This window comes from Bradyrhizobium sp. 17 (genome assembly GCF_023073515.1).
Classification (GTDB): Bacteria; Pseudomonadota; Alphaproteobacteria; order Rhizobiales; family Xanthobacteraceae; genus Bradyrhizobium; species Bradyrhizobium canariense_D.
Window position 1 is genome coordinate 378859 of record NZ_JADPJQ010000105.1, and the last position, 26969, is coordinate 405827.

Annotated in this window: 26 protein-coding genes and 2 pseudogenes; 21 read left to right on the forward strand and 7 right to left on the reverse strand. The window is 61.9% G+C overall.

From position 1 onward, the window contains the following. Positions 1-117 precede the first annotated feature (117 nt). From IVB13_RS20735 to IVB13_RS20745, 3 genes are all read right to left on the reverse strand, one after another. On the reverse strand, positions 118-414 hold the full coding sequence (locus IVB13_RS20735) for a hypothetical protein (protein WP_247337509.1): 297 nt from the start codon (positions 412-414) through the stop codon (positions 118-120). Between the two features lie 141 nt (positions 415-555). Then, positions 556-1716, reverse strand: coding sequence for an iron-containing alcohol dehydrogenase (locus IVB13_RS20740; protein WP_247490213.1), 1161 nt, complete (start codon positions 1714-1716; stop codon positions 556-558). Between the two features lie 35 nt (positions 1717-1751). Beyond that, a complete protein-coding gene (locus IVB13_RS20745; protein ID WP_026233656.1) occupies positions 1752-2330 on the reverse strand; it encodes a TetR/AcrR family transcriptional regulator in 579 nt (192 codons plus the stop codon). A gap of 86 nt (positions 2331-2416) precedes the next feature. On the opposite strand from IVB13_RS20745, the gene IVB13_RS20750 reads away from it, so the two are divergent. From IVB13_RS20750 to IVB13_RS20770, 5 genes and pseudogenes are all read left to right on the forward strand, one after another. Further along, entirely contained in the window at positions 2417-3523 is a 1107-nt protein-coding gene (locus tag IVB13_RS20750; RefSeq protein ID WP_247337507.1) for an efflux RND transporter periplasmic adaptor subunit, read from the forward strand. Between the two features lie 39 nt (positions 3524-3562). Next, positions 3563-4018 carry a nuclear transport factor 2 family protein gene (locus IVB13_RS20755; RefSeq protein ID WP_231188679.1) on the forward strand — a complete coding sequence of 152 codons (456 nt, stop codon included), beginning with the start codon at positions 3563-3565 and terminating at the stop codon, positions 4016-4018. 70 nt (positions 4019-4088) lie between these two features. Beyond that, positions 4089-4474: pseudogene (locus IVB13_RS20760) on the forward strand (efflux RND transporter permease subunit); the annotation flags it as partial. Positions 4475-4904: 430 nt separating this feature from the next. Next, positions 4905-6104: an ABC transporter substrate-binding protein gene (locus IVB13_RS20765; RefSeq protein ID WP_247490215.1), complete on the forward strand. Its 1200-nt coding sequence runs from the start codon at positions 4905-4907 to the stop codon at positions 6102-6104. A gap of 53 nt (positions 6105-6157) precedes the next feature. Beyond that, entirely contained in the window at positions 6158-7960 is a 1803-nt protein-coding gene (locus IVB13_RS20770) for an AMP-binding protein (RefSeq protein ID WP_085362429.1), read from the forward strand. Between the two features lie 26 nt (positions 7961-7986). Here the strand turns inward: IVB13_RS20770 and IVB13_RS20775 are convergent, their stop codons facing one another. Further along, positions 7987-8499 (reverse strand): helix-turn-helix domain-containing protein, encoded by a 513-nt coding sequence (locus IVB13_RS20775; RefSeq protein WP_018458768.1) that lies wholly within the window; start codon positions 8497-8499, stop codon positions 7987-7989. Positions 8500-8738: 239 nt separating this feature from the next. On the opposite strand from IVB13_RS20775, the gene IVB13_RS20780 reads away from it, so the two are divergent. Both IVB13_RS20780 and IVB13_RS20785 read left to right on the forward strand, forming a co-directional pair. Continuing rightward, positions 8739-9371 (forward strand): 2-hydroxychromene-2-carboxylate isomerase, encoded by a 633-nt coding sequence (locus tag IVB13_RS20780; protein ID WP_085351026.1) that lies wholly within the window; start codon positions 8739-8741, stop codon positions 9369-9371. Positions 9372-9470: 99 nt separating this feature from the next. Beyond that, the gene (locus tag IVB13_RS20785; protein ID WP_085350859.1) at positions 9471-10670 is read left to right on the forward strand and encodes a CaiB/BaiF CoA-transferase family protein; all 1200 of its coding nucleotides are present in this window, start codon (positions 9471-9473) and stop codon (positions 10668-10670) included. A gap of 33 nt (positions 10671-10703) precedes the next feature. Here IVB13_RS20785 and IVB13_RS20790 read toward each other — a convergent pair whose 3' ends face one another. Together IVB13_RS20790 and IVB13_RS20795 are read right to left on the reverse strand one after the other, a co-directional pair. Then, positions 10704-11381: a glutathione S-transferase family protein gene (locus tag IVB13_RS20790; RefSeq protein ID WP_247490217.1), complete on the reverse strand. Its 678-nt coding sequence runs from the start codon at positions 11379-11381 to the stop codon at positions 10704-10706. Between the two features lies 1 nt (position 11382). Further along, positions 11383-12126, reverse strand: coding sequence for an SDR family NAD(P)-dependent oxidoreductase (locus IVB13_RS20795; RefSeq protein WP_026233658.1), 744 nt, complete (start codon positions 12124-12126; stop codon positions 11383-11385). A gap of 229 nt (positions 12127-12355) precedes the next feature. Between IVB13_RS20795 and IVB13_RS20800 the strand changes: the two genes are divergently transcribed. The 14 genes and pseudogenes from IVB13_RS20800 to IVB13_RS20865 all read left to right on the forward strand — a co-directional run bounded on the left by IVB13_RS20800 (position 12356) and on the right by IVB13_RS20865 (position 25739). Further along, a complete protein-coding gene (locus IVB13_RS20800) occupies positions 12356-12601 on the forward strand; it encodes a hypothetical protein (RefSeq protein ID WP_157643067.1) in 246 nt (81 codons plus the stop codon). A gap of 14 nt (positions 12602-12615) precedes the next feature. Further along, positions 12616-13353, forward strand: a complete 738-nt coding sequence (locus tag IVB13_RS20805; RefSeq protein WP_247490219.1) for an SDR family oxidoreductase — start codon at positions 12616-12618, stop codon at positions 13351-13353. Positions 13354-13363: 10 nt separating this feature from the next. Further along, entirely contained in the window at positions 13364-14545 is a 1182-nt protein-coding gene (locus IVB13_RS20810) for an acyl-CoA dehydrogenase family protein (protein WP_247490221.1), read from the forward strand. Between the two features lie 23 nt (positions 14546-14568). Continuing rightward, a complete protein-coding gene (locus IVB13_RS20815; protein WP_247490223.1) occupies positions 14569-15699 on the forward strand; it encodes an acyl-CoA dehydrogenase family protein in 1131 nt (376 codons plus the stop codon). Between the two features lie 14 nt (positions 15700-15713). After that, a complete protein-coding gene (locus IVB13_RS20820; RefSeq protein WP_247490225.1) occupies positions 15714-16901 on the forward strand; it encodes an acetyl-CoA C-acyltransferase in 1188 nt (395 codons plus the stop codon). 22 nt (positions 16902-16923) lie between these two features. After that, a complete protein-coding gene (locus tag IVB13_RS20825) occupies positions 16924-17934 on the forward strand; it encodes a nitronate monooxygenase family protein (protein WP_247490226.1) in 1011 nt (336 codons plus the stop codon). 152 nt (positions 17935-18086) lie between these two features. After that, positions 18087-18383, forward strand: coding sequence for a YciI family protein (locus tag IVB13_RS20830; protein WP_247490229.1), 297 nt, complete (start codon positions 18087-18089; stop codon positions 18381-18383). A gap of 354 nt (positions 18384-18737) precedes the next feature. After that, the gene (locus tag IVB13_RS20835; RefSeq protein WP_247490231.1) at positions 18738-19625 is read left to right on the forward strand and encodes an AraC family transcriptional regulator; all 888 of its coding nucleotides are present in this window, start codon (positions 18738-18740) and stop codon (positions 19623-19625) included. A gap of 206 nt (positions 19626-19831) precedes the next feature. Continuing rightward, the gene (locus tag IVB13_RS20840) at positions 19832-20905 is read left to right on the forward strand and encodes a sugar ABC transporter substrate-binding protein (RefSeq protein WP_247490233.1); all 1074 of its coding nucleotides are present in this window, start codon (positions 19832-19834) and stop codon (positions 20903-20905) included. Between the two features lie 59 nt (positions 20906-20964). Then, a complete protein-coding gene (locus IVB13_RS20845) occupies positions 20965-21789 on the forward strand; it encodes an ATP-binding cassette domain-containing protein (protein WP_247490235.1) in 825 nt (274 codons plus the stop codon). Continuing rightward, positions 21786-23042 (forward strand): sugar ABC transporter permease, encoded by a 1257-nt coding sequence (locus IVB13_RS20850; RefSeq protein ID WP_247490237.1) that lies wholly within the window; start codon positions 21786-21788, stop codon positions 23040-23042. Before IVB13_RS20845 ends, IVB13_RS20850 begins: the two co-directional genes overlap by 4 nt. A gap of 27 nt (positions 23043-23069) precedes the next feature. Next, on the forward strand, positions 23070-23798 hold the full coding sequence (locus IVB13_RS20855; RefSeq protein WP_018458784.1) for an SDR family oxidoreductase: 729 nt from the start codon (positions 23070-23072) through the stop codon (positions 23796-23798). 24 nt (positions 23799-23822) lie between these two features. Continuing rightward, a pseudogene (locus tag IVB13_RS20860) lies at positions 23823-25449 on the forward strand (FGGY-family carbohydrate kinase). Between the two features lie 113 nt (positions 25450-25562). After that, positions 25563-25739, forward strand: a complete 177-nt coding sequence (locus tag IVB13_RS20865; RefSeq protein ID WP_247490239.1) for a hypothetical protein — start codon at positions 25563-25565, stop codon at positions 25737-25739. A gap of 23 nt (positions 25740-25762) precedes the next feature. Here IVB13_RS20865 and IVB13_RS20870 read toward each other — a convergent pair whose 3' ends face one another. After that, on the reverse strand, positions 25763-26965 hold the full coding sequence (locus IVB13_RS20870) for a hypothetical protein (protein WP_247490243.1): 1203 nt from the start codon (positions 26963-26965) through the stop codon (positions 25763-25765). Between the last annotated feature and the right edge of the window lie 4 nt (positions 26966-26969).

Here is a 26969-nt window from a genome sequence, read left to right on the forward strand (position 1 = left end):
GCGGCAAAACGAATCTAATCAATTCGGACAAGGTTGTCAGGCCGTCCCCCATAAGGCGACGTCCTTGACACGATTCTCGAAGCTGCCTGGTGGCGTCGTCCGACCTGTGCCGGGCGCTCAGCCGCGCGGAATGAAGCCGTTCAACGAAGCGTCATGGCGCAGATGTTCGACCAGCCCGGCGGCATCGCGGCCGCCATTGCGCTTGGGATCCTTCATTTGCGCGCAGATCTCGGCGCCGCTTTTTCCGAACCGGATGAAGTCAACGGGAGCGAGTTGCCAGTCGATGCCGGCGCGGGGCGGAGCGGGAGCCGGTTCGTTTACTTGCGTCGAAGTCATGTGACAGGTTGAGCAAGGGATCGCCTCCTTGTCTTTACGGCTTTCTCCACCGTGGATGTTCATGCCAGCGGGCAGCATCCGCGCTCTCCTGCATGAACAGTTGATAGACGGTTGCCGGCGCGTCGCCGGCCCTACTTGCCGGCGTGGGCGCGGAGCTGATGTCATGGCTGGATTCTCCCGCACGTCAATTTGGGCAAGTATCAGTTCATTCGGATTTGGCTAGGCGGCCATTCGCAACAGATCGACGATGTCGGCTTCGCTTTTAAAAGGCCGCGGATTGGCCTGCACGAAGCGATGATTGATCGCAATCTTGCTGATCTGCTCGAACTTGTCTTCGCCGATCCCGACGTCGGCAAGGCGACCGGGTAGTCCAAGTCTCCTGGTGAATTCTGCGAAGGCGGCTGCCGCTTCCATGCCCGGCTCGCCAAGAGCCGCTGCTAAGCGCGTTTGCGCATCCTCTGTGAACGCCTTGTTGTAGCGAAGTAGGCTCGGCATGATGACCGGTGTGCAATAATAGTGTGGTACGCCGAAGGTCCCGCCAAGCACGTGGCCGATGCCGTGACTGGCTCCCATCGGGACCCGCGCCTGGAGGCCGAAAGCGGCGAGCCACGCGCCATATTGAGACAGTCGACGCGCCTCCAGATCATCGGGTTGCTGCAAGGTCCGTTGCATTCCCTCCCGAAGCGTGCGGATGCCGGCCAGGACCACCTCGTCGCTAAGCGGCGTGCCGGCGGGTGAGCACAATGCTTCGATGCCGTGGTCCATCGAGCGCGTTCCCGATCCCATCCAGAGCTTCGAGGGCGTATGGACGGTAAGGGCAGGGTCGAGAATGATCGCCACCGGCATCATCAGAGAATGGAAGAAGATCTGCTTCAGCCTGCTGCGTTCATCGGTGACGAGCGCTGCTGCATTGTATTCGCCGCCGTTCAGCGTGGATGGCACCGCGATCTGTCGAACCTTTGGCGATCGGAACGGAGAGACGGTGACGCCCGGGCCCATGGGAAATGGATCGAAACCCGCTTCGTCACGGATGTCATGTTCCATCGCCATGATGACGATCTTGGCGAGATCGATCGCCGAGCCTCCCCCGACGGCGACCACCAGGTCGGCTCCGGCGTCTTTGGCTTGACGGGCAACCTCGGCAGCTTGCTTGCGCGTGGTGTGCTCTGCAATTCCATCGAAGGTCGCGACATGTCTTTCGCCGAGCGCACGCCGGATCTTCTCGATCTCGTCGGTCTTGGTGTTCAAGGTGCGGCTGACGATCAGGAAGACGTGCTTGGCATCCAGCCGCACCGCTTCATCGTTCAAGGCCTCAGACGCAGCTTTGCCGTAAACGACACGGTCGATCGCCGGAAAATTGTGTATCCCTGCTTTGCGCATTTGCGTTCTCCCTGTGAGTTATCAAGCACCGATCTTCAAGCGGCGACAGTGTCGCGAATCTGTCGCGACGCCGTTTCCAGAAAGGCCTGAGCGAGATCGGGATCGTTGACGACGCGTGAGAGTGTCAACGCTCCGACCATCGTCGAAAGAATGGCCATGGCTTTGCTCCTGGATTCCTCGTCGCTCGTTTCGGCAATCAGGCGGCTGAGGATTTCGATATGCGCTTTGATCCCGCCTTCGAACGACGCTTTCACCTCGCTGCTCTGTCTGGCCACATCCGAGCCGAGCGCCACGATCGGGCAACCGTCCATCTTTTCGTCGCGATGATCCGTGCTGAGATAGAACCCCATCACCGCCCCGAGGGGATCCTCAGGGGCCGCGGCGATGGCGGTCGACCATCGCAGCGTGGCGCTCTCCAGCGCGCGCGTCGACGCCTGCGCGGCCAGGTCCTCCTTTGACTCAAACTGCTTGTAGAATGCGCCTTGGGTCAGCCCGGCAGCTTCCATCAGGTCCTTGAGGCCGATGCCGTCAAATCCCCGCGACCGAAACAGGCGGCTTGCGACATTGATGACGTTTTGCCGGTTTTCCTCAGCCTGAATGCGACTCACTCGCATCATTGGTCTCCCCATTTTAGATTGCGTTCGACATCTATTATCCGATATAGAGCTCGAACGCAATCTATCTGGCATGAGGCCACGTTATGAAAAAGCGACAGATGATCGTGCTGGGGAGCGTCCTGATCGCGGGATGCGCGGTGGCCGCATTCGTTACGCTTCGCGCGCCGGCGGCCTCGGCCGTGAGCGATCCGAGGCAAGAAGCCCCGATCGTCAGGATCACGGCCGCGGCGCGGGTGACCGGATCGGAGCGTGGCTTCACCGGCATCATCGGGGCGCGGGTGCAGAGCAGCCTCGGTTTTCGCGTTCCCGGCAAGATCGTGGAGCGGCTTGTGAATACCGGTGAGCAGGTCAAAGCCGGTCAGCCGCTGATGCGGATCGACGAAACCGACCTTCGTCTTGCGGTCACGGCGAAGCGCAACGCCGTTGCTGCCGCGCGCGCGTCCGTCGTGCAGACCGAAGCGGACGAACCGCGATACGCCAAGTTGGTGAGCAACGGCTGGGCTTCCCGACAGCGCTACGAGCAAGCCAAGGCCGCGCTGGATACGGCCGAGGCGCAGCTTGCGAGCGCTGAAGCCGATGCACGGGTTGCCGAGAACGAGGCGACGTACTCGATCCTGGTCGCGGACGCGGACGGAACGGTGGTCGAAACGCTTGGCGAGCCCGGGCAGGTCGTTTCGGCCGGCCAGACGGTTGTTCGGATTGCCAAGGCCGGTCCTCGCGAGGCGGTGGTCGCGCTCCCTGAAACGATCCGGCCGGCAATCGACTCCGTGGCCGAGGCCAGCGTGTACGGAGTAGCCGAAGGGTGGCGCTATACGGCGCGTTTGCGGCAATTGTCCGACGCCGCCGATGCCCAGACCCGAACCTATGAAGCCTGGTATGTCCTGGACGGTGAAGCCGCGGCCGCACCACTTGGCGCGACGGTGACCATTCGGCTACCGAGCCAAACGAGCGAGCCGCAAGTTCAGGTGCCGCTCCGAGCAGTGCTCGATGATGGCCGCAAGACCGGAGTTTGGATCCTCGACAGCGCCACCTCAACCGTACGCTTTCGGCCGATCAAGCTTGTTCGGGTGACCGACGAAACCGCCGTGATCTCCGGCTTGAATTCTGGTGATCCAATTGTTTCGCTCGGCGCTCACCTCCTGCAGGAGGGCGCTCGTGTCAGGACCGCCGCTGAAAGCCGGAGCAACTGAAGAGTCTCAATCGTTCCGCCCCAGCCGCTGGAGAAGCACATGTACAGCTACATCGTCGAGCAGGAAATCCGAAAGACCTTCGACCATGTCAACAACCATCGCTGGGATGAAGCGGTGAAGGCGGTCGCGCCGCACATCCATCACCGTGTTTCCGGCCATCACGCGTTGGGCGGGGAGCGCCACGACAAAGCGGCCCTGCGCCGCTGGTTCGAGCGGCTCGGACGCGTCCTGCCCACGCTCCATATCAGGGTCAACAACGTCTGGGTGAAGGGCTGGCCCTGGAACACCACCGTGTTTGTCGAATGGGACGGCACCGCAACGCTGCTCGATGGCGACGGCTCGTACGTCAACCGCGGTCTCCACGTGTTCACCCTGCGGTGGGGCAGAGTCCATGCCCTCGAGGAATTTCAAGATTCACAGGAAGCCGCGCGCGGGCTTGACGCCCAAGCGGCAGCTGGCCTCAAGGAAGCTGCCGCCCAGCCAATTGTAAGTTAGCAGATGAACCTTAATCTTTCCGCGATCGCCGTTCGCGAACGGGCCGTTACCCTGTCTTCATCATCCTGCGTTCGGGTTCAACGCCATTCTTGGCCTGATCGGACTGGCAGGCATCCTGATGCGCAATACCCTGATCCTGACCGAACAGATCAAGGAGAATCGTGCTGCCGGCCTCGATGACTATCACGCCGTCATCGAAGCCACCGTGCAACGCACCAGGCCGGTGATCCTGACCGCACTTGCCGCCGTGCTGGCCTTCATTCCTCTGACGCATTCCGTGTTCTGGGGATCGATGGCCTATACGCTGATTGGCGGCACGGCAGTTGGCAAGGTCCTGATCCTGCTGTTCCTTCCTGCGCTTTATGTGGCCTGGTTCGCATCAAGCCAGCCCCGGACGAGCTCTATGAGCGTTCGGCGAAGGATGCAGAATTGCGAACAGCAATCGCCGCCGAGTAGGGCTCGGCGAAATCTATCCCTGCTGCGCCGTGGGTGCCTGGCTAGATAAGCCAGGCACTGCGTGGTCTCGCGGCGGCCTTATAGTTCAAAAAAAGAATGTGTGCAGCAGCATGGAAATGCGCCAGCGATCCTGTCCTAGAACAGCCGAAAACGCGGCCTTATACGCAGGATTTAGACCAAATTATTTCCAAGTACGAGGACGGGGCCTGTCGTCCAAGTCACGGCACGTGAGCATCTAATCGCTTGACGAGTTCAAAAAAAGAACTGTAGGCTGCGCACGAGATGGCCGAACGCAACGGCCGCGACGTGCCGGATTTACGGCTGGACCTGTTCTGCGCGATGCCTCTTCGCAAAGGGCGCGACGAGCCGCCACCGGCGCAACAAAACAAAGCCGCACACTCGAGAAGGGGTGCAAGATTGGGAGGACGCAATGCTGGTGAGATGGAAGATCGTCGCGGCTCTGGCTCTATTCCTGAGTGGTCCCGCATTCGCCGCCGACGAGCCGGGAATCTCTGCTACCGAAATCAAGATTGGCGGGGTTTTTCCCTTCAGCGGACCGGCATCATCGATCGGTCTCGTGGGCAAGGGGCTCATGGCCTACGTTCAGGCGTTGAACGACCGCGGCGGCGTCAAAGGACGCAAGATCAACTACATCGCCTATGACGACGGATATAGTCCTCCCAAAGCGGTGGAGCACGTCCGCAAGCTGGTTGAGAGCGACGAAGTGTCGTTCATGTTCGGCCAGCTCGGAACCCCCGGCATCTCAGCCACTGCAAAATACCTTAGGGCCAAAGGGGTACCGAGTGTCGCCATCGTCAGCGGCTCGTCCAAGTTCACGGACGTCGCCGATTACCCGCTGATCACCACGGGTCTTGTCAGCTACGACACCGAAGGAAAAATCTACGCCAAATACCTGACGAGAACGCTACCGAACGCCAAGTATGCCATCCTCTATCAGAACGACGATCTCGGCAAAGATTACCTCGCTGCCTTCAAGGCGTTTCTCGGCAAGGATTTCGACCGCAAGGTCGTCAGTGCTTCCTACGAGGTCACTGAACCGACGATTGATTCGCAGATTACCAATCTGAAGAGCTCGGGTGCCGAGGCCTTGGTGATCGCCGGGACGCCGAAGTTCGCGGCGCAAGCCATCCGGCAAGCTTCGGTGATCGGCTGGAAGGCGACCGTGATCATCAATTTCCCGTCCGGATCGGTCGGAGGCACGCTTGCACCGGCCGGGCTCGACAAATCGGTCGGCGTGATGGTCGGCACGACCAACAAGGATGTCCTGGACGAGACATGGAAGGACGATCCGGGCATGCGGGCTTACCGGGCATTTTTCGACAAGTATCTGCAGGGCGCCGATATCACCAACGGCAGCTATCTGACCGGCTATCAGCAAGGCGTCCTGCTCGAGCAAATCCTCAAGCAATGCGGTGATGATCTGTCGCGGAAGAATATCCTGGCGCAGGCGAAGAACCTGAAAGACGTCGTCGTTCCGACTGTGCTGCCCGGGATCAAGGTCAACACGAGCGAGACCGAGAACATGATCTGGACGCAGATGCGGCTGCAGCGCTGGACCGGCACGACGTGGCAAGCGTTCGGAGACGTCCTGGACGCCAGGTCGGAGTGACGCTTGGCGCAGCCCGTTCTATCCATCCGCGGCAATTCAGGAGATCGTTTTCGATGTCGACGAAGCCATTGACGTTTGCGCCAAGGGAGCTCTCCGTCGAGCGCCGGACCGACGGCACGCTCATATTGAGGTCGCCGCTCGAATTGGGGCCATGTGACTGGCGCGTCACCGATTTTCTGCCGCGCTGGGCAGCCGCGGCTCCGCAGCGAATATTCCTCGCACAGCGCAATGCCAAAGGGGGATGGGACGAGATCACCTATGGCGAAGCATGGTCGCAGGTCCAGGCGGTCGGCCAGAGTCTGATGGACATGGGCGCAAAGCCGGCTGACAGGCTGGCCGTGCTTTCGGGCAACTCCATCGAGAACGCGGTGATCTCCTTTGCGGCGATGTCGATAGGTGTCATTCTGGCGCCTATATCGCCGAACTACACGCTGATGCCCGGCGGCCTTGCGCGCCTCAAGGACATCGCGCAGGTGCTGCGTCCGAACTTCGTTTTCGTTCAGAGTGGACGCGACTTTTCCGCGGCCCGTTCCATTCCCGAATTGGCAGACTCGACCTGGATCAGCGTCGATGGCGCGCCGGAGACGACGCCCTTCCGGGTCCTGACGGATCGAACGGACCGTGAAGGATTCACGCGTGCGTCGGGTGCAATCCCCAGCGACGCCGTTGCAAAAATTCTCTTCACCTCCGGTTCGACCGGCCTGCCAAAGGGCGTGCTGAACACGCATCGCATGATGGCGAGCTCGCTGCAAATGGGGAGCCTGCTGGTGTCGCCTCCGGAGGCGCCGGTTCAGGTCGAATGGCTGCCGTGGCACCATACGATGGGCAGCAACGTCATTCTTCACGGCATTCTCAGGAACGGCGGGACGCTCTACATCGATGACGGTCGGCCGCTGCCTCAGCTCTTTCACAAATCGGTGGCGAACCTCAAGGAGATCTCGCCGACGGCGATGTTCAACGTTCCCGCCGGCTATAACCTGTTGTGCGATGCCATCGAGAACGACTTCGCCCTCGGCGCCAGCATCTTCAAACGGCTGGATCGATTGAGCTACGCGGGGGCTGCCATTTCGCAAGGAACGCTCGAAAAACTCTATCGGCTGACTTCATCGGTCACGGGCCGGCGGATTCCGGTGATGTCGGGGTACGGGACGACCGAAACGGCGCCGACAATCAGCACGACGCATTGGGCAACGGATCGGCCGGGCGAGATTGGCCTTCCCGCGCCGGGCGTGCAGCTGAAACTGATCCCTGTTTCCGACACGTACGAGGCCAGGGTCAAGGGCCCCAACGTCACCCCCGGTTATCTCGGCAGAGCCGATCTGACGGAGAAGGCTTTCGACGAGGAGGGGTTCTACCGCATCGGCGACACCGTGTCGTTTATCGATCCTGAGAAGCCGGAGTTCGGTCTGCGTTTCACCGGCAGAATTTCGGAGAACTTCAAGCTCGCGAACGGCACCTGGGTTGCGATCGGCAATATGCGTGCCGCCATCCTGGCCGCAACGCGCGGCGTCCTACTGGACATTGTCGTTGCCGGAGAAAACCGTGATGCCTGCGCGCTGCTGTGCTGGCTGAATCCAACCGAGGCGGCGCGGATTTCGAACGCGCCGGCTGCGGATTTGACCTGCGACCCCAAGGTGATCGAATTCCTGAGACATCGTTTGCAGGAATACAATGAGGCCGTCGGAAGCAGCGAAAAAATCTGCACGTTCACCCTGCTGAAGGATCCGCCCTCATTGGCCGCGGGAGAAATCACCGACAAGGCCTATGTCAATCAACGTGCTGTGCTCAAGCACCGGGCTGAACAAGCGGACCGTCTCCACTGCAACGAACCCGACGCAGCCGTGATTCGAGTCTGATTCAGTGCCTGACGCCGGTGGCCGGCTCAAGCGGCGCTGCGGCGCGCCTTTGCCTTCGGCTTGTCAGGTGCGGCTGTCGTCAGCGGGCTTTGGGCGCCGGGGCCTGGATGGGTATGAACCTCCTTGGCCGAGAGCGGCTCGCCGCATTCAGAGCACACCATGACCGGGTCGAAGTCCTTTCCGCACTTGCGGTGCTGGTGCAGCAGCGGCCGGCCGCGCTCGTCGACCATGTGAGTGTCGCCCCAATGCACGAGCGCCATCATGATCGGATAAAGGTCGAGACCCTTCTGGGTCAGGATATATTCGTGCCGCTTTGGCGCCTCCTGGTAGGGAATGCGGCGCAGAATGCCCTGCCGGACCAGCTTCTTCAGCCGTTCGGCGAGGAGATGACGTGTAATTCCGAGCGCCGACTGGAATCCTTCGAAGCGCCGCGTGCGCAAAAAACATTCGCGCAGGATCAGAAGGGTCCAGCGGTCACCGATCACGCCGATGGTTCGGGCCATCGAACACGGCTCTTCCTCCAGTTCTTTCCACTTCATCCGTATTCTCCAGTCATCCCAGCGAGACCCGCTCGAATCGCTGCCGAGGCCGCCATATTTGCCTTGCATTCTAGATAGGTACTGAATTCCAAACAATACCCGATGAAACGGTCAAACCAGCATAAATCTAGCCGAATTTGACAGTTCGTTTTTAGAACTGTAGAAGTGAGAACAGGCAAGCCATGCGATTGGATCGCCGGTCCCTGACCATCCAATACGCTCTGCGGGAGAAAGCGGTCATGACCCTCAAGGTTGAATTCCAGTTCGATTTCGGCAGCCCAAACGCGTATCTGGCGGAGGTCGCCATCCCCGGGATCGAGCGGCGGACCGCGGTAAAATTCGAGTACGTCCCGGTCCTGCTCGGCGGGATCTACAAGGCGACCGGCAACATGTCCCCGTTCGACTCGCTTCGCGGGATCAAGAACAAGCCGGAATACCAGGCGCTCGAGACCCAGCGGTTTATCCGCCGCCACAACATCACGAAATTTCGTCAGAATACCTTCTTTCCAGTCAACACTTTGATGCTGATGCGCGGCGCCGTCGCGGCCCAGTTCGAAGGCGTATTCGAACCCTATTTCCGCGCCGCCTATCATCACATGTGGGAGGAGCCCAAGAAGATGGATGATCCCGAAGTGTTCCGGACCGCATTTGCCTCCTCGGGGATCGACATCGACAGGCTGGTTACGCGCGCGCAGCAGGATGACGTCAAAAAGAAGCTGATTGACCTGACCAATGACGCCGTCGCCCGCGGTGCCTTCGGCTCGCCGACATTCTTCGTCGGCAAGGAGATGTTTTTCGGCAAGGATCAACTCCGGGACGTCGAGGAATCGATCGTCGAACAGACCCGGCAGCCCGTTTCCAAGACCGGCTAGTTACCGACTTGGGGTCCGTGCGGGTTGAGGCGAAGGGCTGGCGGTAAGCCGGAGTTTATCCTCAGCCCGTCGGCAGAAAAACAATCCAGGGAGAGTGAAATGGCTGGTCCGCTTAGCGGCGTTCGTGTCCTCGATCTGACCGGCGTGGTGTCGGGCCCGTTTGCGACCATGTTTCTGGCGGACCAGGGCGCCGACGTGCTCAAGATCGAGCCGATCGGTGGCGATATCACCCGTCGCAGCCGGGCCACCATCGACAAGGACGGCGAGTTCTCCGCGCTGTTCATCTCGTCCAACCGCGGCAAGCGTTCGCTCTCGATCGACGTCAAGAGCCCCGCCGGGCACGAGGTGCTGGCCAAGCTGGTCGCGCAGGCCGATGTTCTGGTGCAGAACTTCCGGCCCGGCACCATGGAGCGCCTCGGCCTCGGCGTCGAAGAACTGCGCCGGCGTCATCCGCGCTTGATCTATGTCTCGATCAGCGGCGTCGGCGACACCGGGCCCTATGTGAAGAAGCGCGTCTACGATCCAATCATTCAGGGCCTGTCGGGCTTTGCCGATATCCAGTCGCAGCCGGTCACCAATCGCCCGCAGATGATCCGCACCATCGTGTGCGACAAGACCACCGCCGTGTTCACCGCGCAGGCGGTGGCGGCGGCGCTCTACGCGCGTGAGAAGACGGGGCAGGGGGATCATATCCAGGTCGCGATGCTGGACGCGATGATTTCCTACCTCTGGCCGGAAGGCATGATGCAGTACACGGTGGTCGGAGCCGAGGCCGCTGCCGCCGATCCCAACGACCGCCCGGATCTCGTGTTCAAGACCAGCGATGGTTACATCACGGCCGGCACCATCTCAGATTCCGAATGGCAGGGCTTCTGCCGCGCGTCCGGCGATCCCGAACTCGCCAACGATGCCCGGTTTGCGACCCCGTCCGCGCGTTCGGTGAACGCCACGGCGCGCATCAACAAGATGGCGGAGTATATCGGCCGGCACACGACCGCCGAATGGCTGGAGCGGTTGGACGCTGCGGATGTCCCTTGCGCGCCGATCCTGCGGCGCGGCGAGATCATCCACAATGAGCAGGTCGTGGCGCGCGGAATCATCGCGGAGTTCGACCAACCGAAGGTCGGCCGTGTGCGCCAGCCCAAGCCCGCGGCTCGCTTCGAGGTCAACCAGGCTGCCATCGGCGGACCGGCCCCGCGCGTCGGGGAGCACTCGCGCGAGGTGCTTCGCGAACTGGGCTACGATGATGGCGCGATCGACGATATGGTCGCTGCACGCACGTTACGCGTGGCCATGTAGGTCGATGCACTTCGCGCGTCCGGCGAACGGTTCTCAGGCCTTGGCAGGCGTCGGTTTAATTGGTGCGCGCGGAGCATTCGCGGCAACCGCTCGCTGGTAAGCCTCCCGGCTTCGCATGCGCTCGAGATAGGGCTGCGCATTGTCGCAGATGCCTACCCCGTAGGCGATCGCCCAGTCCAGGCACGTCGTCAGCAGGATGTCGGCGCTGCTGAATCGCTCGCCCATGATAAAATGTCGGCCGTCGGCCAGCGCGACCTCGACATGGCGCAGCTGCGCCCGAAAGTATTCTGCGGCTTGAGCTACGACCTCCGGCGCGACGCCGTAAATTGGGCCGAGCGCATCGGCGCTGTGACGGCGCATCACATACAGGCTGGTGGAGTCGAGCTCGGTGACGATAAAGAAGCACCATTCCAGCCACGCGGCATAGTCGCGGGTGGATTCAGGGATCAATGCACGCTCCGGCGTTGAGTACATCCGCGACAGATAAGCGACGATCGCGGCGCTCTCGCCGATGCGGAAATCACCGTCCTGCAGCAGCGGAATCTTCTGGCGCGGATTGAGCCTGGTATATTCGGCGGTCTTGGTCTCGCCGGTCCGTGGGCCGATCGGTTTGATCTCGTAGGCCAGCCCCAGCTCGTGCATCGCCCAGTGCGGCCGAACGGTGCGGCTTGTCCCGACGCCCCACAAAGTGAGGTCTGGATTGTCGCTCATGTCACCATTTCTCTACGGCGGGGCGAAGATCGAGTTCATGGGTCCAGCCGTCGCGGCTTTGCTGATGGGCAAACCAATACGCTTCGGCAATTGAGGAGGTCTTGGTCAGGCTGTCGGGCGGGATCTCACTGGCCTCGATCCCCCTGGCCGCTTTCATGCGCTGATGAATAGCCTCGCTATCGACGCCAGCGTCGATGATGAGATGGACGACGTGAATGTTCTTGGGCCCGAGCTCGCGCGCCATCGCCTGGGCCAGCGCGCGAAGGCCGAATTTTGCCGACGAGAACGCGACAAATCCCTTGCTGCCCCGGATGCTTGCGGTCGCACCGGTAAAAAGAATGGTGCCGCATCGGCGCGGCAGCATGACGCGCGCGGCTTCGCGTCCGACCAGGAAGCCGGCGTAACAGGCCAGCTCCCAGGCCTTGAAGAAGAGCTTTTCGGTAGTCTCCAGCAGGGGCTTGTTGACGTTCGAACCGGCATTGAACAGGCAGATCTCGATCGGACCGATGTCGCGCTCGACGCCCGCGAATAGCTTCTGGACTTCTGCTTCCTGACGGGCGTCGACGCTGAAGGCGTGGATGTTGTGGCCTTTCGCCCTGAGCTCGTCGACAAGCGCCTGAGATTTGGTCGGATCGCGTCTGCAGATGCAAATAGTGTAGCCGCCGCTGGCAAACCGCCGCGCAACGGCAGCGCCGATGGCATCACCCGCGCCGACCAGCATCGCGACCCCGCGACTTTCTCCCATGCTGCCTCTCCCATAAGTTCTTATTTGATACGCTAGGGGTATCGGTTGGAAGTCCGGTTGTAAACGGTGTTCTCAAGAGCGCCGGAACAGGGCAGCAAGCTTGCCGTTTTCTGATCCGATCGTGACAACAAAATAGCGATTGACGAGTTCTAAAAAAGAACGCATGCTTCGCTTCGAGGCGCAATGCTGAAAAAGGCGCCGATGTTTTTCAGTCGGGAGGCGGTTAGTCGTGGCGAAGCTGTCGCAAGCACTCGGTCTCGATCAAACCGCTTTTCGGTTTGCTGGCCGCATCGACCAATCGACAGATCGCCATCTTGCCAAAGCGGTGGACCAGATCGGGCCGATCGAGGACTGCGCCACGACCATGGTAGCCTCGATCGGCGCGATGGCGAATCCCGATCGTTCTGGTCTCGCTCAAAAAATGTGGTCCACCAGGGCCGATAGAACTGCTTCGCACACAGCGCGCCTAACCTAACTGGGAGAAGTTCCTTGAAAAAGAGAAATGCAACCGTCGCCGTGATCGGCGCGGGCGATTTCATCGGCGGCGAGATCGCCAAGAAATTTGCCTCCGAGGGCTTTACTGTCTTCGCGGGTCGCCGCAACGGCGACAAGCTGGCGCCGCTGGTCAAGGAGATCGAGGCTGCCGGCGGCGAGATCCACGCACGTTCGCTCGACGCGCGCAAGGAGGAGGAGATCGTCTCCTTTCTGAGCGACGCCGACAAGCACGCACCATTGGATGTCTGCATCTTCAATATCGGCGCCAACGTCAACTTCCCGATCCTCGAGACGACCGAGCGCGTGTTCCGCAAGGTCTGGGAGATGGCCTGCTACTCCGGCTTCCTCGCCGGACGCGAGGCGGCTCGGCTGATGCTGCCCCGCGGCCAAGGCAGCATCTTCTTCACCGGTGCGACCGCTTCCTTGCGCGGCGGCAGCGGCTATGCCGCCTTTGCCAGTGCCAAATTCGGGCTGCGCGCTGTGGCGCAGGCGATGGCGCGAGAGCTCGGCCCGAAGAATATCCACGTCGCCCACCTCATTATCGATTCCGGCGTCGACACCGAGTGGGTCCGCCAACGACGTCTGGAAGCGCTCGGGCCCAATGCGCTCGATGATCCGGACCTGCTGATGCCGCCGGCTTCGGTCGCGACGTCCTATTGGCAGCTCTATCAACAGCCGAAGAGCGCCTGGACCTTCGAGATGGAAATCCGCCCCTTCGGTGAGAAGTGGTAGGACGCGCCCGATGGAACTCGCACTGTCTCCAGAAGACGCGGCCTTCCGTGATGAGGTGCGCGCTTTCATCGCCGAAAACTATCCGAAGGAAATGCGCGTCTCCAACCCGGAGACCGACCTGACCAAAGAGCAGTCGTTGCTCTGGCACCGTATTCTCTACAAGAAGGGCTGGATCGCGCCGCTCTGGCCCAAGGAATATGGCGGTCCCGGCTGGTCGATCACCCGGCGTTTCATCTTCGAGCAGGAGACCAGCCGGGCCGGGACGCTGCCGCCGCTGGCGTTCAGCGTCACCATGGTTGGTCCCGTCATTTACACCTTTGGCAATGATGCTCAGAAGCAGAAGTTCTTGCCGCGGATACTGTCGGGTGAAGACTGGTGGTGCCAGGGCTATTCCGAGCCCGGCTCGGGCTCGGACCTCGCCACAGTCCGAACCAAGGCTGTGCGCGACGGCGACCATTACATCGTCAACGGTCACAAGACCTGGACCACGTTGGCGCAGCACGCCGACTGGATCTTCTGCCTGGTGCGTACTGATCCGAGCGCAAAGCCTCAGGCGGGCATCTCGTTCCTCCTGATCGACATGAAGTCGCCAGGCGTGAACGTTCGTCCGATCATCACGATCGACGGATCGCACGAGGTCAATGACGTCTTCCTCGAGGATGTCCGCGTCCCCGTCGAGAACCTGATCGGCGAGGAAAACAAGGGCTGGACCTACGCAAAATTCCTGCTGGGCAACGAGCGCACCAGCATGGCCGGGATCGGCCGGTCGACGCGCTATCTCGACCGGCTGAAGAAGATCGTGAAGGCGGAGATCGCAGCGGACGATCCGGCGCATCTCGAATTTCGCAAGGAGATCGGCCGGCTCGAGCTCGATGTGCTCGCGCTCGAGGCCACCGAGCTGCGGGTCGTTGCCCAGATGGCGCGCGGCATCGATCCAGGGCCCGCGGCCTCGCTGTTCAAGATCCGCGGCACCGAGATCTTCCAGGGCATTACCGAGCTCACACATCGTGCCATCGGCAACTACGGCCTGGCGCTTCGCGAGCAACCGTCGGGCGCAAACCAGTTCATGCCGGGTGCCGATTACGGCCACACAGCGTCGGAGAAATACCTGAACGCGCGCAAGCTCAGCATCTACGGTGGATCAAACGAGATCCAGCGCAACATCATCGCCAAAGCGGTGCTCGGTCTCTAGCAACAGCGCAACAAGAGGATCGGATGGATATCCAGTTCACGGAAGAGCAGGAACTGTTGCGCTCCAGCGTACAGCGTATGCTACGCGACCAATACAGCTTCGAGGCGCGCCGCAAGATCGTGGCCAGCGAAGAGGGCTGGAGCCGCAAGCAGTGGGGCGCTTTTGCGGAGCTTGGCCTGCTCGCGGCGCCATTCTGCGAGGAGAGCGGCGGACTTGGTGGCGGCCCGCTCTCTACTATGATCGTTGCCCAGGAGTTCGGCCGCCACCTTGTCGTGGAGCCGTACATGGAGACGGTCGTGCTGGTCGGCGGCTTGATCGAGCAGGCAGGGACGAAAGAGCAGAAGCAGGCCTTCATTCCCGATATCATCGCCGGACACAAGATCTGGGCGCTGGCCTGGACCGAAAAAACCTCGCGCTTCGATCTCGCCAATGTCGCGGCCACGGCGCGGCGAGAGGGAAAGGACTACACGCTTAGTGGTGAGAAGACCGCCGTCATAGCGGCGCCTTGGGCCGATTATCTCATCGTCTCCGCCCGGACTGCCGGCAAGCGCGACGATTGTGGCGGCGTCAGCCTGTTCGTCGTCGACGCCCGGGCGGCGAATCTCGAATTGCGGAGCTTCAAGACCATCGACGGCCGCCGTGCCGCGGAGATCACTTTCCGCGATGTGCGGGGCGAGTTGCTCGGCAGCGAGGGCGAAGGCGTCGCCCTGCTGGAAGGCTGCCGCGACAGGGCCATCGGCGCGCTCTGCGCCGAGGCGGTCGGCGCGATGGCCGAACTGAACTCCGCGACGCTGGAATACGCCAAGGCCCGAAAGCAGTTCGGCGTCACCATCGGCAGCTTCCAGGTGTTGCAGCACCGGATGGTCGACATGTTCATCGCGCATCAGGAGGCGCTTTCCCTGATGCAGCATCTCAATCTCAGCCTCGGTGCCGGCGAGAGTGGTATCTCGCGCCTCGCCTCCGGCGCCAAGTCGAGGGTCGGCTATGCCGGCAAGTTCATCGCCGACCAGGCGGTGCAGCTCCACGGCGGCATGGGCATGACGGACGAATTGAACGTCGGTCACTACTTCAAGCGAATCTCCTCGATCAATATCCAGTTCGGCGATCCCGCTCACCACTTGCTGCGTTATGTGCAGCTCGACGCGGCAGCGTAACCAAAGAGGCAGCCATGACGACAGAGGCAGTTATCGTTTCCACCGCCCGCACCGGCGTCGGCAAGGCCTATCGCGGTGCGCTGAACAATACCGAGGGGCCGACCATGGCCGGCCATGTGATGGCCGAAGCGGTGAGGCGCGCGGGTATTGAGCCGGGCGAGGTCGAAGACGTGGTGATGGGTTGCGCGATGCAGCAGGGCACCATGGTGATGAACGTCGCACGCAAGGGGGCGGTTCGTGCCGGCCTGCCGGTCACCGTCGCCGGCACCACGATCGATCGGCAGTGCGCCTCCGGCCTGCAGGCGATCGCGGTCGCGGCCCGCTCAATCGTGCTCGATGGCGTCGAGATCGCGATCGGAGGCGGCATCGAATCGATCAGCCTGGTGCAGAACGACCACATGAACAGGTTCCACGCCGTCGACGACGAGCTGATGGCGATGAAGCCCGAGATGTACATGTCGATGCTCGACACTGCCGAGATTGTCGCCGAGCGCTACAAGATCGGTCGCGACCGGCAGGACGAATACAGCCTCGAATGTCAGCGCCGCATTGGTGCCGCGATGCAGGCCGGTCGCTTCAATGACGAGATCGTCCCGATCACAACGACGATGGCCGTCGTCAGCAAGGACACCAGGGAGGTCTCCTATCAGCAGGTGACGCTGTCGAAGGACGAAGGGCCGCGCCCCGAGACCACGGCGGAAGGACTGGCGAAGATCAAACCGGTGTTCGAAGGCAAGACCATCACGGCCGGCAATGCGAGCCAGCTCTCCGACGGAGCATCGGCCTGCGTGCTCATGAGCGACAAGACCGCCGCCAAGAAGGGCCTTAAGCCGCTCGGCATCTTCCGCGGCTTCGTCGCCGCCGGAGTCGAGCCGGACGAAATGGGCATCGGTCCGGTCGCGGCGATCCCGCGCCTTCTCAAGCGCCACGGCCTGAGGATCGATGACATCGATCTTTGGGAGCTGAACGAAGCCTATGCTGTCCAGGTGATCTACTGCCGCGACAAGCTCGGCATCGATCCGGACAAGCTGAACGTCAATGGCGGCTCGATCGCGATCGGCCACCCCTACGGCATGACGGGCAGCCGGCTTGCGGGGCATATCCTGATCGAGGGGCGGCGGCGCAAGGCGAAGTACGGCGTGGTGACCATGTGCATCGGCGGCGGCATGGGCGCGGCCGGCCTATTTGAACTCGTCAACTGATCGGAAAGCGGAGAAAGCGCACGTGAAGACAGCAATCACTGAACTGTTCGGCATCCAGCATCCGATCATCCAGGGCGGCATGCATTATGTCGGCTTTGCCGAGCTTGCCGCCGCGGTCTCGAATGCCGGCGGTCTCGGCATCATCACCGGCCTGACCCAGCGGACGCCGGAGCTGCTGGCGAGGGAAATCGCGCGCTGTCGCGACATGACCGACAAGCCGTTCGGCGTGAACCTAACCTTCCTGCCGAGCTTCACTGCACCGCCTTATCCGGAATATATCGCCGCCATCAAGGAAGGTGGCGTCAAGGCGGTGGAGACCGCCGGCCGCAGCCCGGAAGCGTACATGCCCGCGCTGAAGGCTGCCGGCATCAAGGTGATCCACAAATGCACCTCGGTGCGGCATTCGCTGAAAGCCGAGAAGATCGGATGCGACGCCGTCAGCGTCGACGGCTTCGAATGCGGCGGCCATCCCGGCGAGGACGATATCCCGAACATGATCCTGCTGCCGCGTGCGGCGGATGAACTGAAGATTCCGTTCATGGCCTCGGGTGGCATGGCGGATGCGCGCAGCCTCGTTGCTGCGCTTTCGATGGGCGCCGCCGGGATGAACATGGGCACTCGCTTCGTCGCAACCAAGGAAGCTCCCGTCCACGCCAACGTCAAGCAGGCCCTCGTCAAAGCCACCGAACTCGATACCGTGTTGGTGATGCGCGCGCTGCGTAACACCGAGCGCGTGCTCAAGAACAAGGGTGTCGATCAATTGCTCGAAGTCGAGCGCGAGAAGGGGACGAGCCTCAAGATCGAGGACATCCATGAGCAGGTCGCGGGTGTCTACCCCAGGGTGATGGTCGACGGTGACATGGATGCCGGTGCTTGGAGCTGCGGCATGGTGGTCGGACTGATCCACGATATCCCGACGGTGAAGGAGCTGATCGACCGCATCATGAGGGAAGCCGAGCAGATCATCCGGCAGCGGCTGACTGGATTTCTTGACGGTACTGTCGACGATGTGGCCACGCGCGCCGTTGCTTGACAAAGGCTTGCATGGGAGCGCTTCAGTGCCGAGATCAATGCTCGCTGGTCGCATTGAGCAGCGGATCGGCGTGACCGATTGATCTCTCAAGTCGAGGGGGCGGGCCAGGCTGACAAGCAAGCTGAAATGTCGTTTTCACCGAGGAGCGGCCAATGAAGTACTATCTCTGCAAGTACATTCCGCCCCGGGCGGATTTCCTGGCGACCATGAGCGCCGCTGAGAAACAATGGATGAAGCAGCACGGTGCGTTCCTGGATGATCTGCTCGCAAAGGGGCAGATCGTCGCGCACGGTCCCGTCATGGATCCGCATGGCGGTTATGGCGTGTCGCTCTATCAGATCCCGGATGATCTCGACATCGAGGCGGTCACCTCGGAAGACCCTGTCGTGAAGAATGGCGCCGGCCACTACGAGCATTACCCGATGCTGCATTTGAAGGCGCGCGGCTGAGATCCTCCCCTGGACCAATTTGGCAGGGTGGGTGGCATGACCTTGTGCCAGCACGGGTAGGCCGTCGCGATCGGCGAGACAGCGTTTTGCAAGATGGGAGCCGCGGCGCCGTCGGCATTGGCGGGGAGGCGGCCGGCGTAATGGTGCCGTTGGTGCGGAACGCTGCCTTCAATCCGGGAACTTGGCCGGACGGCGTGCTGCACGTCAAAAAAGTATCAGTTCACATCTGAAATGGTGGTGGCGTGCCTAGGTACTGGTCGCTACTCTGCCAACGAGAGGAAGCGCTGAACCAATCAGCCGATAAGGGAGCGGAGGCGGATCATTACAAGCCGCACCGGCCTGAAGGGAGCGGACATGGAACCGGACCTGGAAGTTGTCCAGATACGGCGCGGCGAGTCGTTCAAGGCGTGGTCGCACGGCTACCCATTCCACACCGTCCGCTGGCATTTCCATCCCGAGTACGAGCTCCATCAGGTCGTGGCCACCGGCGGACGCTATTTCGTCGGTGACTTCATCGGCGACTTCGAACCGGGTAATCTCGTGCTCACCGGCCCCAATTTGCCGCACAATTGGGTGAGCGATCTGCCGGCAGGGTGCGCCATCCCGCTACGCGGACGCATCCTTCAATTCAGCGAAGAATTCATCGGCGACCTGATGAAGGTCATGCCTGAGCTTTCGGGCCTTGCCGCACTGCTGGATTTTTCCCGACGTGGTGCGCTGTTCACCCGCAGCACGAGCGATGCGCTCGTCCCACTCATGGAGGAGATCGTCACGGCGAACGGCGTGCGCCGGATCGAGCTGTTCTTGATGATCTTGGGGATACTCTGTCGCGCCGCCCGACAGGCGCGTCCGCTGTCCAGCCCAAACTATCTGCCCGATCCATCCGGTTACATGTCGGCGGGAATGAACAAGGCACTCGCATTCATCCGGAAGAATCTGACGCAACCTTTCGGCGAAGCGGAGCTCGCTGCGATCGCCGGTCAATCGCAAAGTGCATTTTCGCGCTCGTTCCGCCGGCACACGGGCATGTCATTGGTGCAATATGTCAAGCGGCTGCGTATCAATCTCGCCTGTCAGATATTGATGAGCGACGAGCAGGCTTCCATCACCGACATCTGCTTCGAGGTCGGCTTCAACAATCTCTCCAATTTTAACCGGCAGTTCCTGGCCGAGAAAGGCATGCCCCCTTCGCGCTTCAGACGATTGTTGGCGCACAACATCGATGCGGCGCACGCGGCCTAGTCGCATAGGAGTAAAGAAGGAGGATCGTTACGGAAGAATGACGCGGACACGCCGATGGCGTTCCGCGACAGCAATCGCTCGTCCAGAATTCCGCGCGGCTCGGAGCACCGGCGCTCATCGTGCCGTCGGAAACGGAAGCAGCGAGGGCCTGACTTCGAAGGATCAACGACGACACTCTGACACCCAGTCCGGAAAGGAAATCTGAAATGACAAAGTTCTCTGCTAAATATGCGGGCACAATTGGCATTGCGCTCTCGCTGCTCGGCACAACAGCCATTTCTTCGCGGGCCGCAGAGGTGAAGAACGCGACCGTCGCCTTCCTGATGCCGGACCAGGCCTCCACCCGCTATGAGCAACATGATTATCCGGGCTTCGTCGCAGAGATGAAGAAGCTGTGTGACAGTTGCAAGGTGATCTACCAGAACGCCAGCGCGGATGCCGCGCGGCAGCAACAGCAATTCAACTCGGTGATTTCGCAGGGCGCCAAGGTGATCGTGCTCGACCCCGTCGACTCAACTGCCGCGGCGTCCCTGGTCAAGATGGCACAATCGCAAGGCATCAAGGTCATTGCCTATGACCGGCCGGTCCCCGACGCAAAGGTCGATTTTTACGTGTCCTTCGACAATCAAGCCATCGGCAAGGCCATCTCCGAATCGCTCGTCAAGCATCTTAAGGCCGCCAACGCGACGACGAAGGAGGGCGAAGGCGTACTCGAAATCAATGGATCGCCGACCGATGCCGCTGCGGGACTCATCAAGAAGGGGATCCACGAGGGGCTTGATAAGAGCGGCTATCCAATTCTGGCCGAATACGACACGCCGGACTGGGCGCCGCCGAAGGCGCAGCAATGGGCGAGTGGCCAGATCACCCGCTTCGGCAAGAAGATCCTCGGCGTCGTGGCTGCCAATGACGGCACGGGCGGTGGCGCAATTGCCGCCTTCAAGGCCGCAGGTATCGAGCCGGTGCCGCCGGTGACGGGCAACGATGCGACGATTGCCGCGCTTCAGCTCGTCATCGCCGGCGATCAGTACAACACGATCTCCAAACCCAGTGAGATCGTGGCAGCTGCGGCGGCGCAAGCGGCAGTGAAATTCCTCTCCGGAGAGATGCCCAAGGCGGAAGCTACGCTATTCAATGCGCCATCGAAGTTGTTCGTGCCGGCCGTCGTCACTCAGGAGAACCTGAAGGTGGAGATTATCGATAAGAAGATCCAGACGGCCGATCAGCTCTGCACGGGCCGATATGCCGCGGGTTGCAAGAAGCTTGGCATCACGCAGTGACGACGTCGGTCCCGGCCGCTTCCGGCGGCCGGGGCGAAGGATGAGAGGGCGAATTGGGATTGACCACGATCTCGCATGCCGATGACGCGCAGGGCGGACCGCGCAAGCCGGTCTTGAGTCTTCGCGGAATTTCCAAGCATTTCGGCGCCGTGTCCGCCCTGACCGATGTTGATCTCGATGTGCATGCCGGCGAAGTCGTGGCACTTGTGGGTGATAACGGTGCAGGAAAATCCACGCTGGTGAAGATCCTTGCCGGCGTGCACCAACCCACCTCCGGAACGATCACGTTCGGCGGTGAACATGTTGTCCTGTCCGACCCATCCATGGCACTCGGCCTCGGCATCGCCACCGTTTTCCAGGATTTGGCTCTCTGCGAAAATCTCGACGTGGTCGCAAATATCTTCCTCGGCCGCGAGCTCAACCCGCTGCGGCTCGACGAGGTCTCCATGGAGCTTCGCGCCTGGACCTTGCTCAACGAGCTGTCAGCGCGGATCCCGAGCGTGCGAGAGCCCGTGGCGTCGCTCTCCGGCGGACAGCGCCAGACCGTGGCGATCGCGCGCTCGCTGCTGACTGAGCCGAAGCTCATTCTGCTCGACGAGCCGACTGCGGCGCTCGGCGTTGCCCAAACCGCTGAGGTGCTAGACCTCGTCGAACGCGTTCGCGCACGCGGTCTCGGCGTCATCATGATCAGTCACAACATGGAGGACGTCCGCGCGGTTGCCGATCGGATCGTGGTGCTGCGCCTCGGTCGCAACAACGGCGAGTTCGATCCCGACGTGTCCAATCAGGATCTCGTTACGGCGATTACCGGAGCGGACGAAAATTCTGTCTCGCGCCGCGCCAGGCGGCGCCGCGCCCATCAGTCGCCGGAGCTTGGGCGATGACCGAAGACACGCAACAGGTTTCGACGGCGCGGTTGCTCGACCGCAGTGACGAACGAGTCAAGCACGCGGACACGCTTGGAAACATGATCGGCGCCTTTGTGGACCGTGTGCGGTCGGGTGATCTCGGATCGCTGCCGGTGGTCGTCGGGCTCATCGTCATCTGCGCGGCGTTCGAGACTCTCAACCCTGTTTTTCTCGCGCCGAACAATCTGGTCAATTTGCTTTTCGATTGCGCGACAGTGGGTGTGATCTCGCTGGGCATCGTCTGTATCCTGATGGTCGGCGAGATCGATCTGTCGGTCGGATCGGTGAGCGGGTTCTCTTCGGCGCTCGTCGGCGTGCTTTGGGTCGCTCAGGATTGGCCGGTCGCCGTGGCGATCGTCACGGCGTTGGTGCTGGGCGCTGCCATCGGCGCGCTCTATGCATTTTTGTTCAATCGTCTGGGTATGCCGAGCTTCGTCTCGACGCTGGCCGGCCTGCTGACGTGGCTCGGCCTGCAGCTGTATCTGCTCGGCTCCTCCGGCTCGATCAACCTTCCGTATGGATCGGCGCTGGTCAATTTCGGACAGATGCTCGTCATGCCGTCGATCGTATCCTACGTGCTGGGGGCGGTCGCGAGCGTGGTTATGTTCGTGACCGGCTACCGAACGGCCGCGCGCCGGCGGGCGGCGGGGCTATCGGCCAGTTCGCTTGGCCGCATGGTGCTGAAGGCGCTGCTGGTCACCATCGTGCTCGAATTCGTTGTCTATTATCTCAATCTCGGGCGCGGCATTCCCTGGATGTTTGGTCTGTTCGTCGGCTTGTGCGTGATCATGAATTACGCATTGACGAGAACCAAATGGGGCCGCTCGATGTCTGCCGTCGGCGGCAATCGCGAGGCGGCCCGTCGGGCTGGCATCAACGTCCGCCGGGTCTATTCGACCGCATTCATGCTGTGCTCCACGCTGGCCGCTGCCGGCGGCATTCTGGCCGCAGCGCGGCTGGCATCTTCCAGCCAGCAGGCCGGGACCGGGGATGTGAACCTCAACGCGATCGCCGCCGCGGTCATCGGTGGCACGAGCCTGTTTGGCGGCCGTGGGAGCGCGTATTCCGCGCTCCTTGGCGTCATCGTCATCCAGTCCATCGCGAGCGGCCTCACGCTGCTCGATCTCTCCTCGTCGCTGCGGTACATGATTACGGGCGCAGTCCTTGCCATTGCAGTCATCGTCGATTCGCTGGCACGGCGCTCACGCCTTTCCCACGGCCGAGCTTGAACAACTCTCATAGGAAAAGGACAAGCCTTGGCCCAGGAACTTGCAGAAAAAGTCGCGGCGATCACCGGCGCCGCATCGGGCATCGGTCTCGAATGCGCCAGAACATTGATCGGGGCCGGCGCGCGGGTGGTGCTGATCGATCGGGCGGAGGAGGCGCTGAGCAGCGCCTGCGTTGCGCTGGGCGATCAGGCGATTCCGTTACGTATCGACCTCACCGATCCCCTGAGCATGGAAGCGATGATGCCGCAGGTGCTGGAGAAAGCGGGTCAACTGGACATCTTCCATGCGAATGCTGGTGCCTATGTCGGCGGCGAGGTGCTTGGCGGCGATCCCGACGCGTGGGACCGCATGCTCAATTTGAACGTCAATGCGCTGTTCCGGTCGATCCATGCGGTGCTGCCGCACATGGTTGAGCGCAAGAGCGGCGACATCATCGTCACCAGTTCGATCGCAGGTCTCGTGCCGGTCGTCTGGGAACCGATCTATACCGCCTCTAAGCACGCCGTGCAGGCTTTTGTGCATACTCTGCGCCGGCAGGTCGCGAAACACGGTTTGCGCGTCGGCGCCGTTGCGCCCGGTCCAGTCGTGACCGCGCTCATCAAGGATTGGCCCAAAGAGAAGATCGAGGAGGAAATGGCGGCCGGTGGCTTGATGCAGCCAGTGGAAGTCGCGCAGGCAGTGCTCTTCATGTTGACGCGCCCGAGAAACGTCACCATCCGCGACCTCGTCATTCTGCCGCAGAGCAACGATCTGTAACATCTTCCGATCGGCGATCCTGAGATGAACAAGCAACCCGATAACCGCCATTTCCTTGGCATCGATGTCGGCACCGGCTGCGCACGGGCCGGACTCTTCGACCGCTCTGGCAGGCTCCTGGCGAGTGACAGCGCCCCTGTTGCACTTTGGCGGGAGGCTGGCGACGTCGTCGAGCAGTCGAGCGAGGATATCTGGCGTGCCGTATGCCGCAGCGTGCGTAGCGCGGTGGTGCAGGCGGGTATCGCGGCGGACAGTATCGCCGGCATAGGCTTTGACGCGACCTGCTCGCTGGTGGTGCTTGGCGAGGCGGGTGTGCCGCTGCCCGTCGGGCCGTCCGGCGATCCTGCTCGCAACGTCGTTGTATGGATGGATCACCGCGCTGCGGATCAGGCGCGCCGTATCAACCAGACGGGCGAGAAAGTTCTCGACTATGTCGGCGGAACGATCTCTCCCGAGATGGAGACGCCGAAACTGTTGTGGCTCGCCGAAAACATGCCCGAGACGTTCTCCCATGCGTGGCAGTTTATGGACTTGACTGATTTTCTCACTTGGCGTGCAACAGGGAGTTTGTCCCGCTCCATTTGTACCGTGACGTGCAAGTGGACCTATCTGGGCCACGAAGACCGCTGGGACGATCAATTCTTCCGCAGGATTGGCCTCGGCGTGCTGCCGGATGAGCAGTTCCGCAGGATCGGCACCGAGATCGTGCCCGGCGGGACCAGGCTGGCAGCGGGCCTGACGGCGAAGGCCGCGGCCGATCTCGGACTCGCGATGGGTACGCCGGTCGCCGCCGGCCTCATCGATGCACATGCCGGCGGTGTTGGTACGGTGGGGGCGCGCGGAGCGGCGGGCACGGTGCTCACGCGCATGGCCTATGTATTCGGAACGTCCGCCTGCACCATGTCGACCACACCGGACCCCTTCTTCGTCCCTGGCGTTTGGGGACCCTATTTCTCGGCCATGGTGCCTGGGCTTTGGCTCAATGAAGGCGGACAGTCGGCCGCCGGCGCTGCGATCGAGCATCTGTTGCAGATGCATCCGAATTCCGCGCAAGCGACACAGGCTGCGGGCCAGAAGCAGCAGACGCTTGCGGATTGGCTTGCCTCGGAAATCGAATCACGCGGCGGTGCCGAAATGCTCCCGGAGTTGGTCGGCCAGCTTCATGTCGTCCCCGAATTCCTCGGCAATCGAGCGCCGTTCGCCGATCCCGGCGCGCGCGCACTGATTGCGGGCCTTGATATGCGCTCGGATCTGGAGAGTCTGCTCGCGCTTTATCTTGCCGGGCTTTGCGGCCTCGGCTGCGGGCGCCCGGCAGATCGTTCGCGCTCAGCAAGACAAGGGCATTGCGGTCGATATGATCGTGGTCAGCGGCGGTGCTGCAAAGAGCCGCCTCGTGCGGCAGGTCCTCGCCGATATGACGGGTTTGACGGTCGCTGCGTCGGCCTCTCCGGAGGCCGTCCTGCTCGGCTCCGCGATGCTTGGATCAGTTGCCTCCGGCGACCATACCGACCTCAGCGAGGCGATGCAGGCGATGTCGGTCTTGGGAGACATCCATCAGCCCCAGGCCGCTTTGGCAGGCTGGGTTGATCAGCGCATGGGAGCCTTCGAGGCTCTGCAGAAGGTCGGCCGGGCAATTAGAAGTGCTTCTTAGCTCTTGCCAACTGGACCCGGCACCAAGCACGGCATCTGACCGGGCCGAGCCGCGATCCTAGACCATCCGTGGTTCTGAGAGCCCATGGGGCAAGGTCGTTGCGATCGTGAACGGTGAGCGCCAATGAGGCAGGACCGCTGCATCCCGGCACGACGCATCTGGTCGCGGACCTGACGGAGAAGTTCGACGCCATCAACTGGCTCGTCGCGGCCCAAGGCGGTCGCCAGCGTCAGGGGGCGGCTGAAGGGATCCTGTGGGCGGGGAGTAACCCGGGTCTCGCCCCGCTGTAGGCGGGGCGAGATGCCTGCTTTTCTCAGATGAGGAAGTCGGTCGGGTGCAGGCTCGCGGCGTGGACACCGTCGAGTGTAATGGTGTCGCTCGCCGATACATGAATCACGGCATCGCCGTCGGCATTGTCGCTGATCAGCTTCGACAGCGCCGTCCAGTCCGCAAAGCCGTAATCGTGCAGGTTGATCAGATCGTGCTCGGTCACGGTGCTGCCGACCGCCTTGTTTCCTTGATCGAAGTCGGTGATGAGGTCGTTGCCGGAGCCGGTGTTGAAGACGAAGGTGTCGCTGTTCCCGCCGCCCGAAAGCTGGTCATTTCCGGCGCCCCCGTTGAGCATATCCTTGCCGCCGGTGATCGAGCCCGGTGTTGCGGGATCATAGACCTTTGCATCGCCATACAGAAAGTCGGTGGCCGCTCCGCCGATGAGGATATCGTTGCCGCCATGGGCATTGCCGGACATGGTCGGAGCGTCGCCGAACAGCATATCGCGCGCATCGTCGGTGTACTCGGTGCTGATCTTGACCGTGAGGATGTCGTCGCCACCCTGTGCGTTGTCGGTCAGGGACGTGGAGGAATCTCCCGACAGCGACGCACCGGCCCAGACGTTTTCGCCGCTCATGGTCAAGATGATGTTGTCGTTGCCGCCATGCGCATCGCCGCTGATGGAGCCGATGGCATCGCCGCTGGCTCTCGCTGAACCCTCCCGGGTGTTCAAGCTGATGTCGAGCGTGTCGTTGCCGCCCTGCGCCGTGCCGCTCATGGAGCCACCGGCATCGCCGGCGTACACATTGTCGAAGCCTCGCCAGCCCACAGCGCCCGTGATGGTGTCACTGCCGCCGTGCGAATTGCCGGACATGTCGCCGGCGACATCGCCGAAAGCATGCACGTTGGTGTACATCGAGTGGTCTTGGGTATCGATCGTGTCGTTGCCGCCCCTGGCGTCGTCCGTCATCGCCTGGGCATCGCCGACCACGAGGGCGGCGTTCCAGCCGTAGTTGACGTTGACCGTGAGCGTGTCGTTGCCGCCGTGGGACTGGCCATGCAGCGTCGTGTTGTCGTCGCCAAAGATCGTGACCTCTGCTTCGGGCTGAGTGATGGTTGCGGTCACGGTGTCGTTGCCGCCCCAGGCGTCCGTTGTGGTCGGAAAGTTCGGATCTCCGATGGCGGTTTCGATTTGGCCAAATTGGTCGAGCAGGATGTCGATGGTGTCGTTCGGCAGATGCTGCATGGCG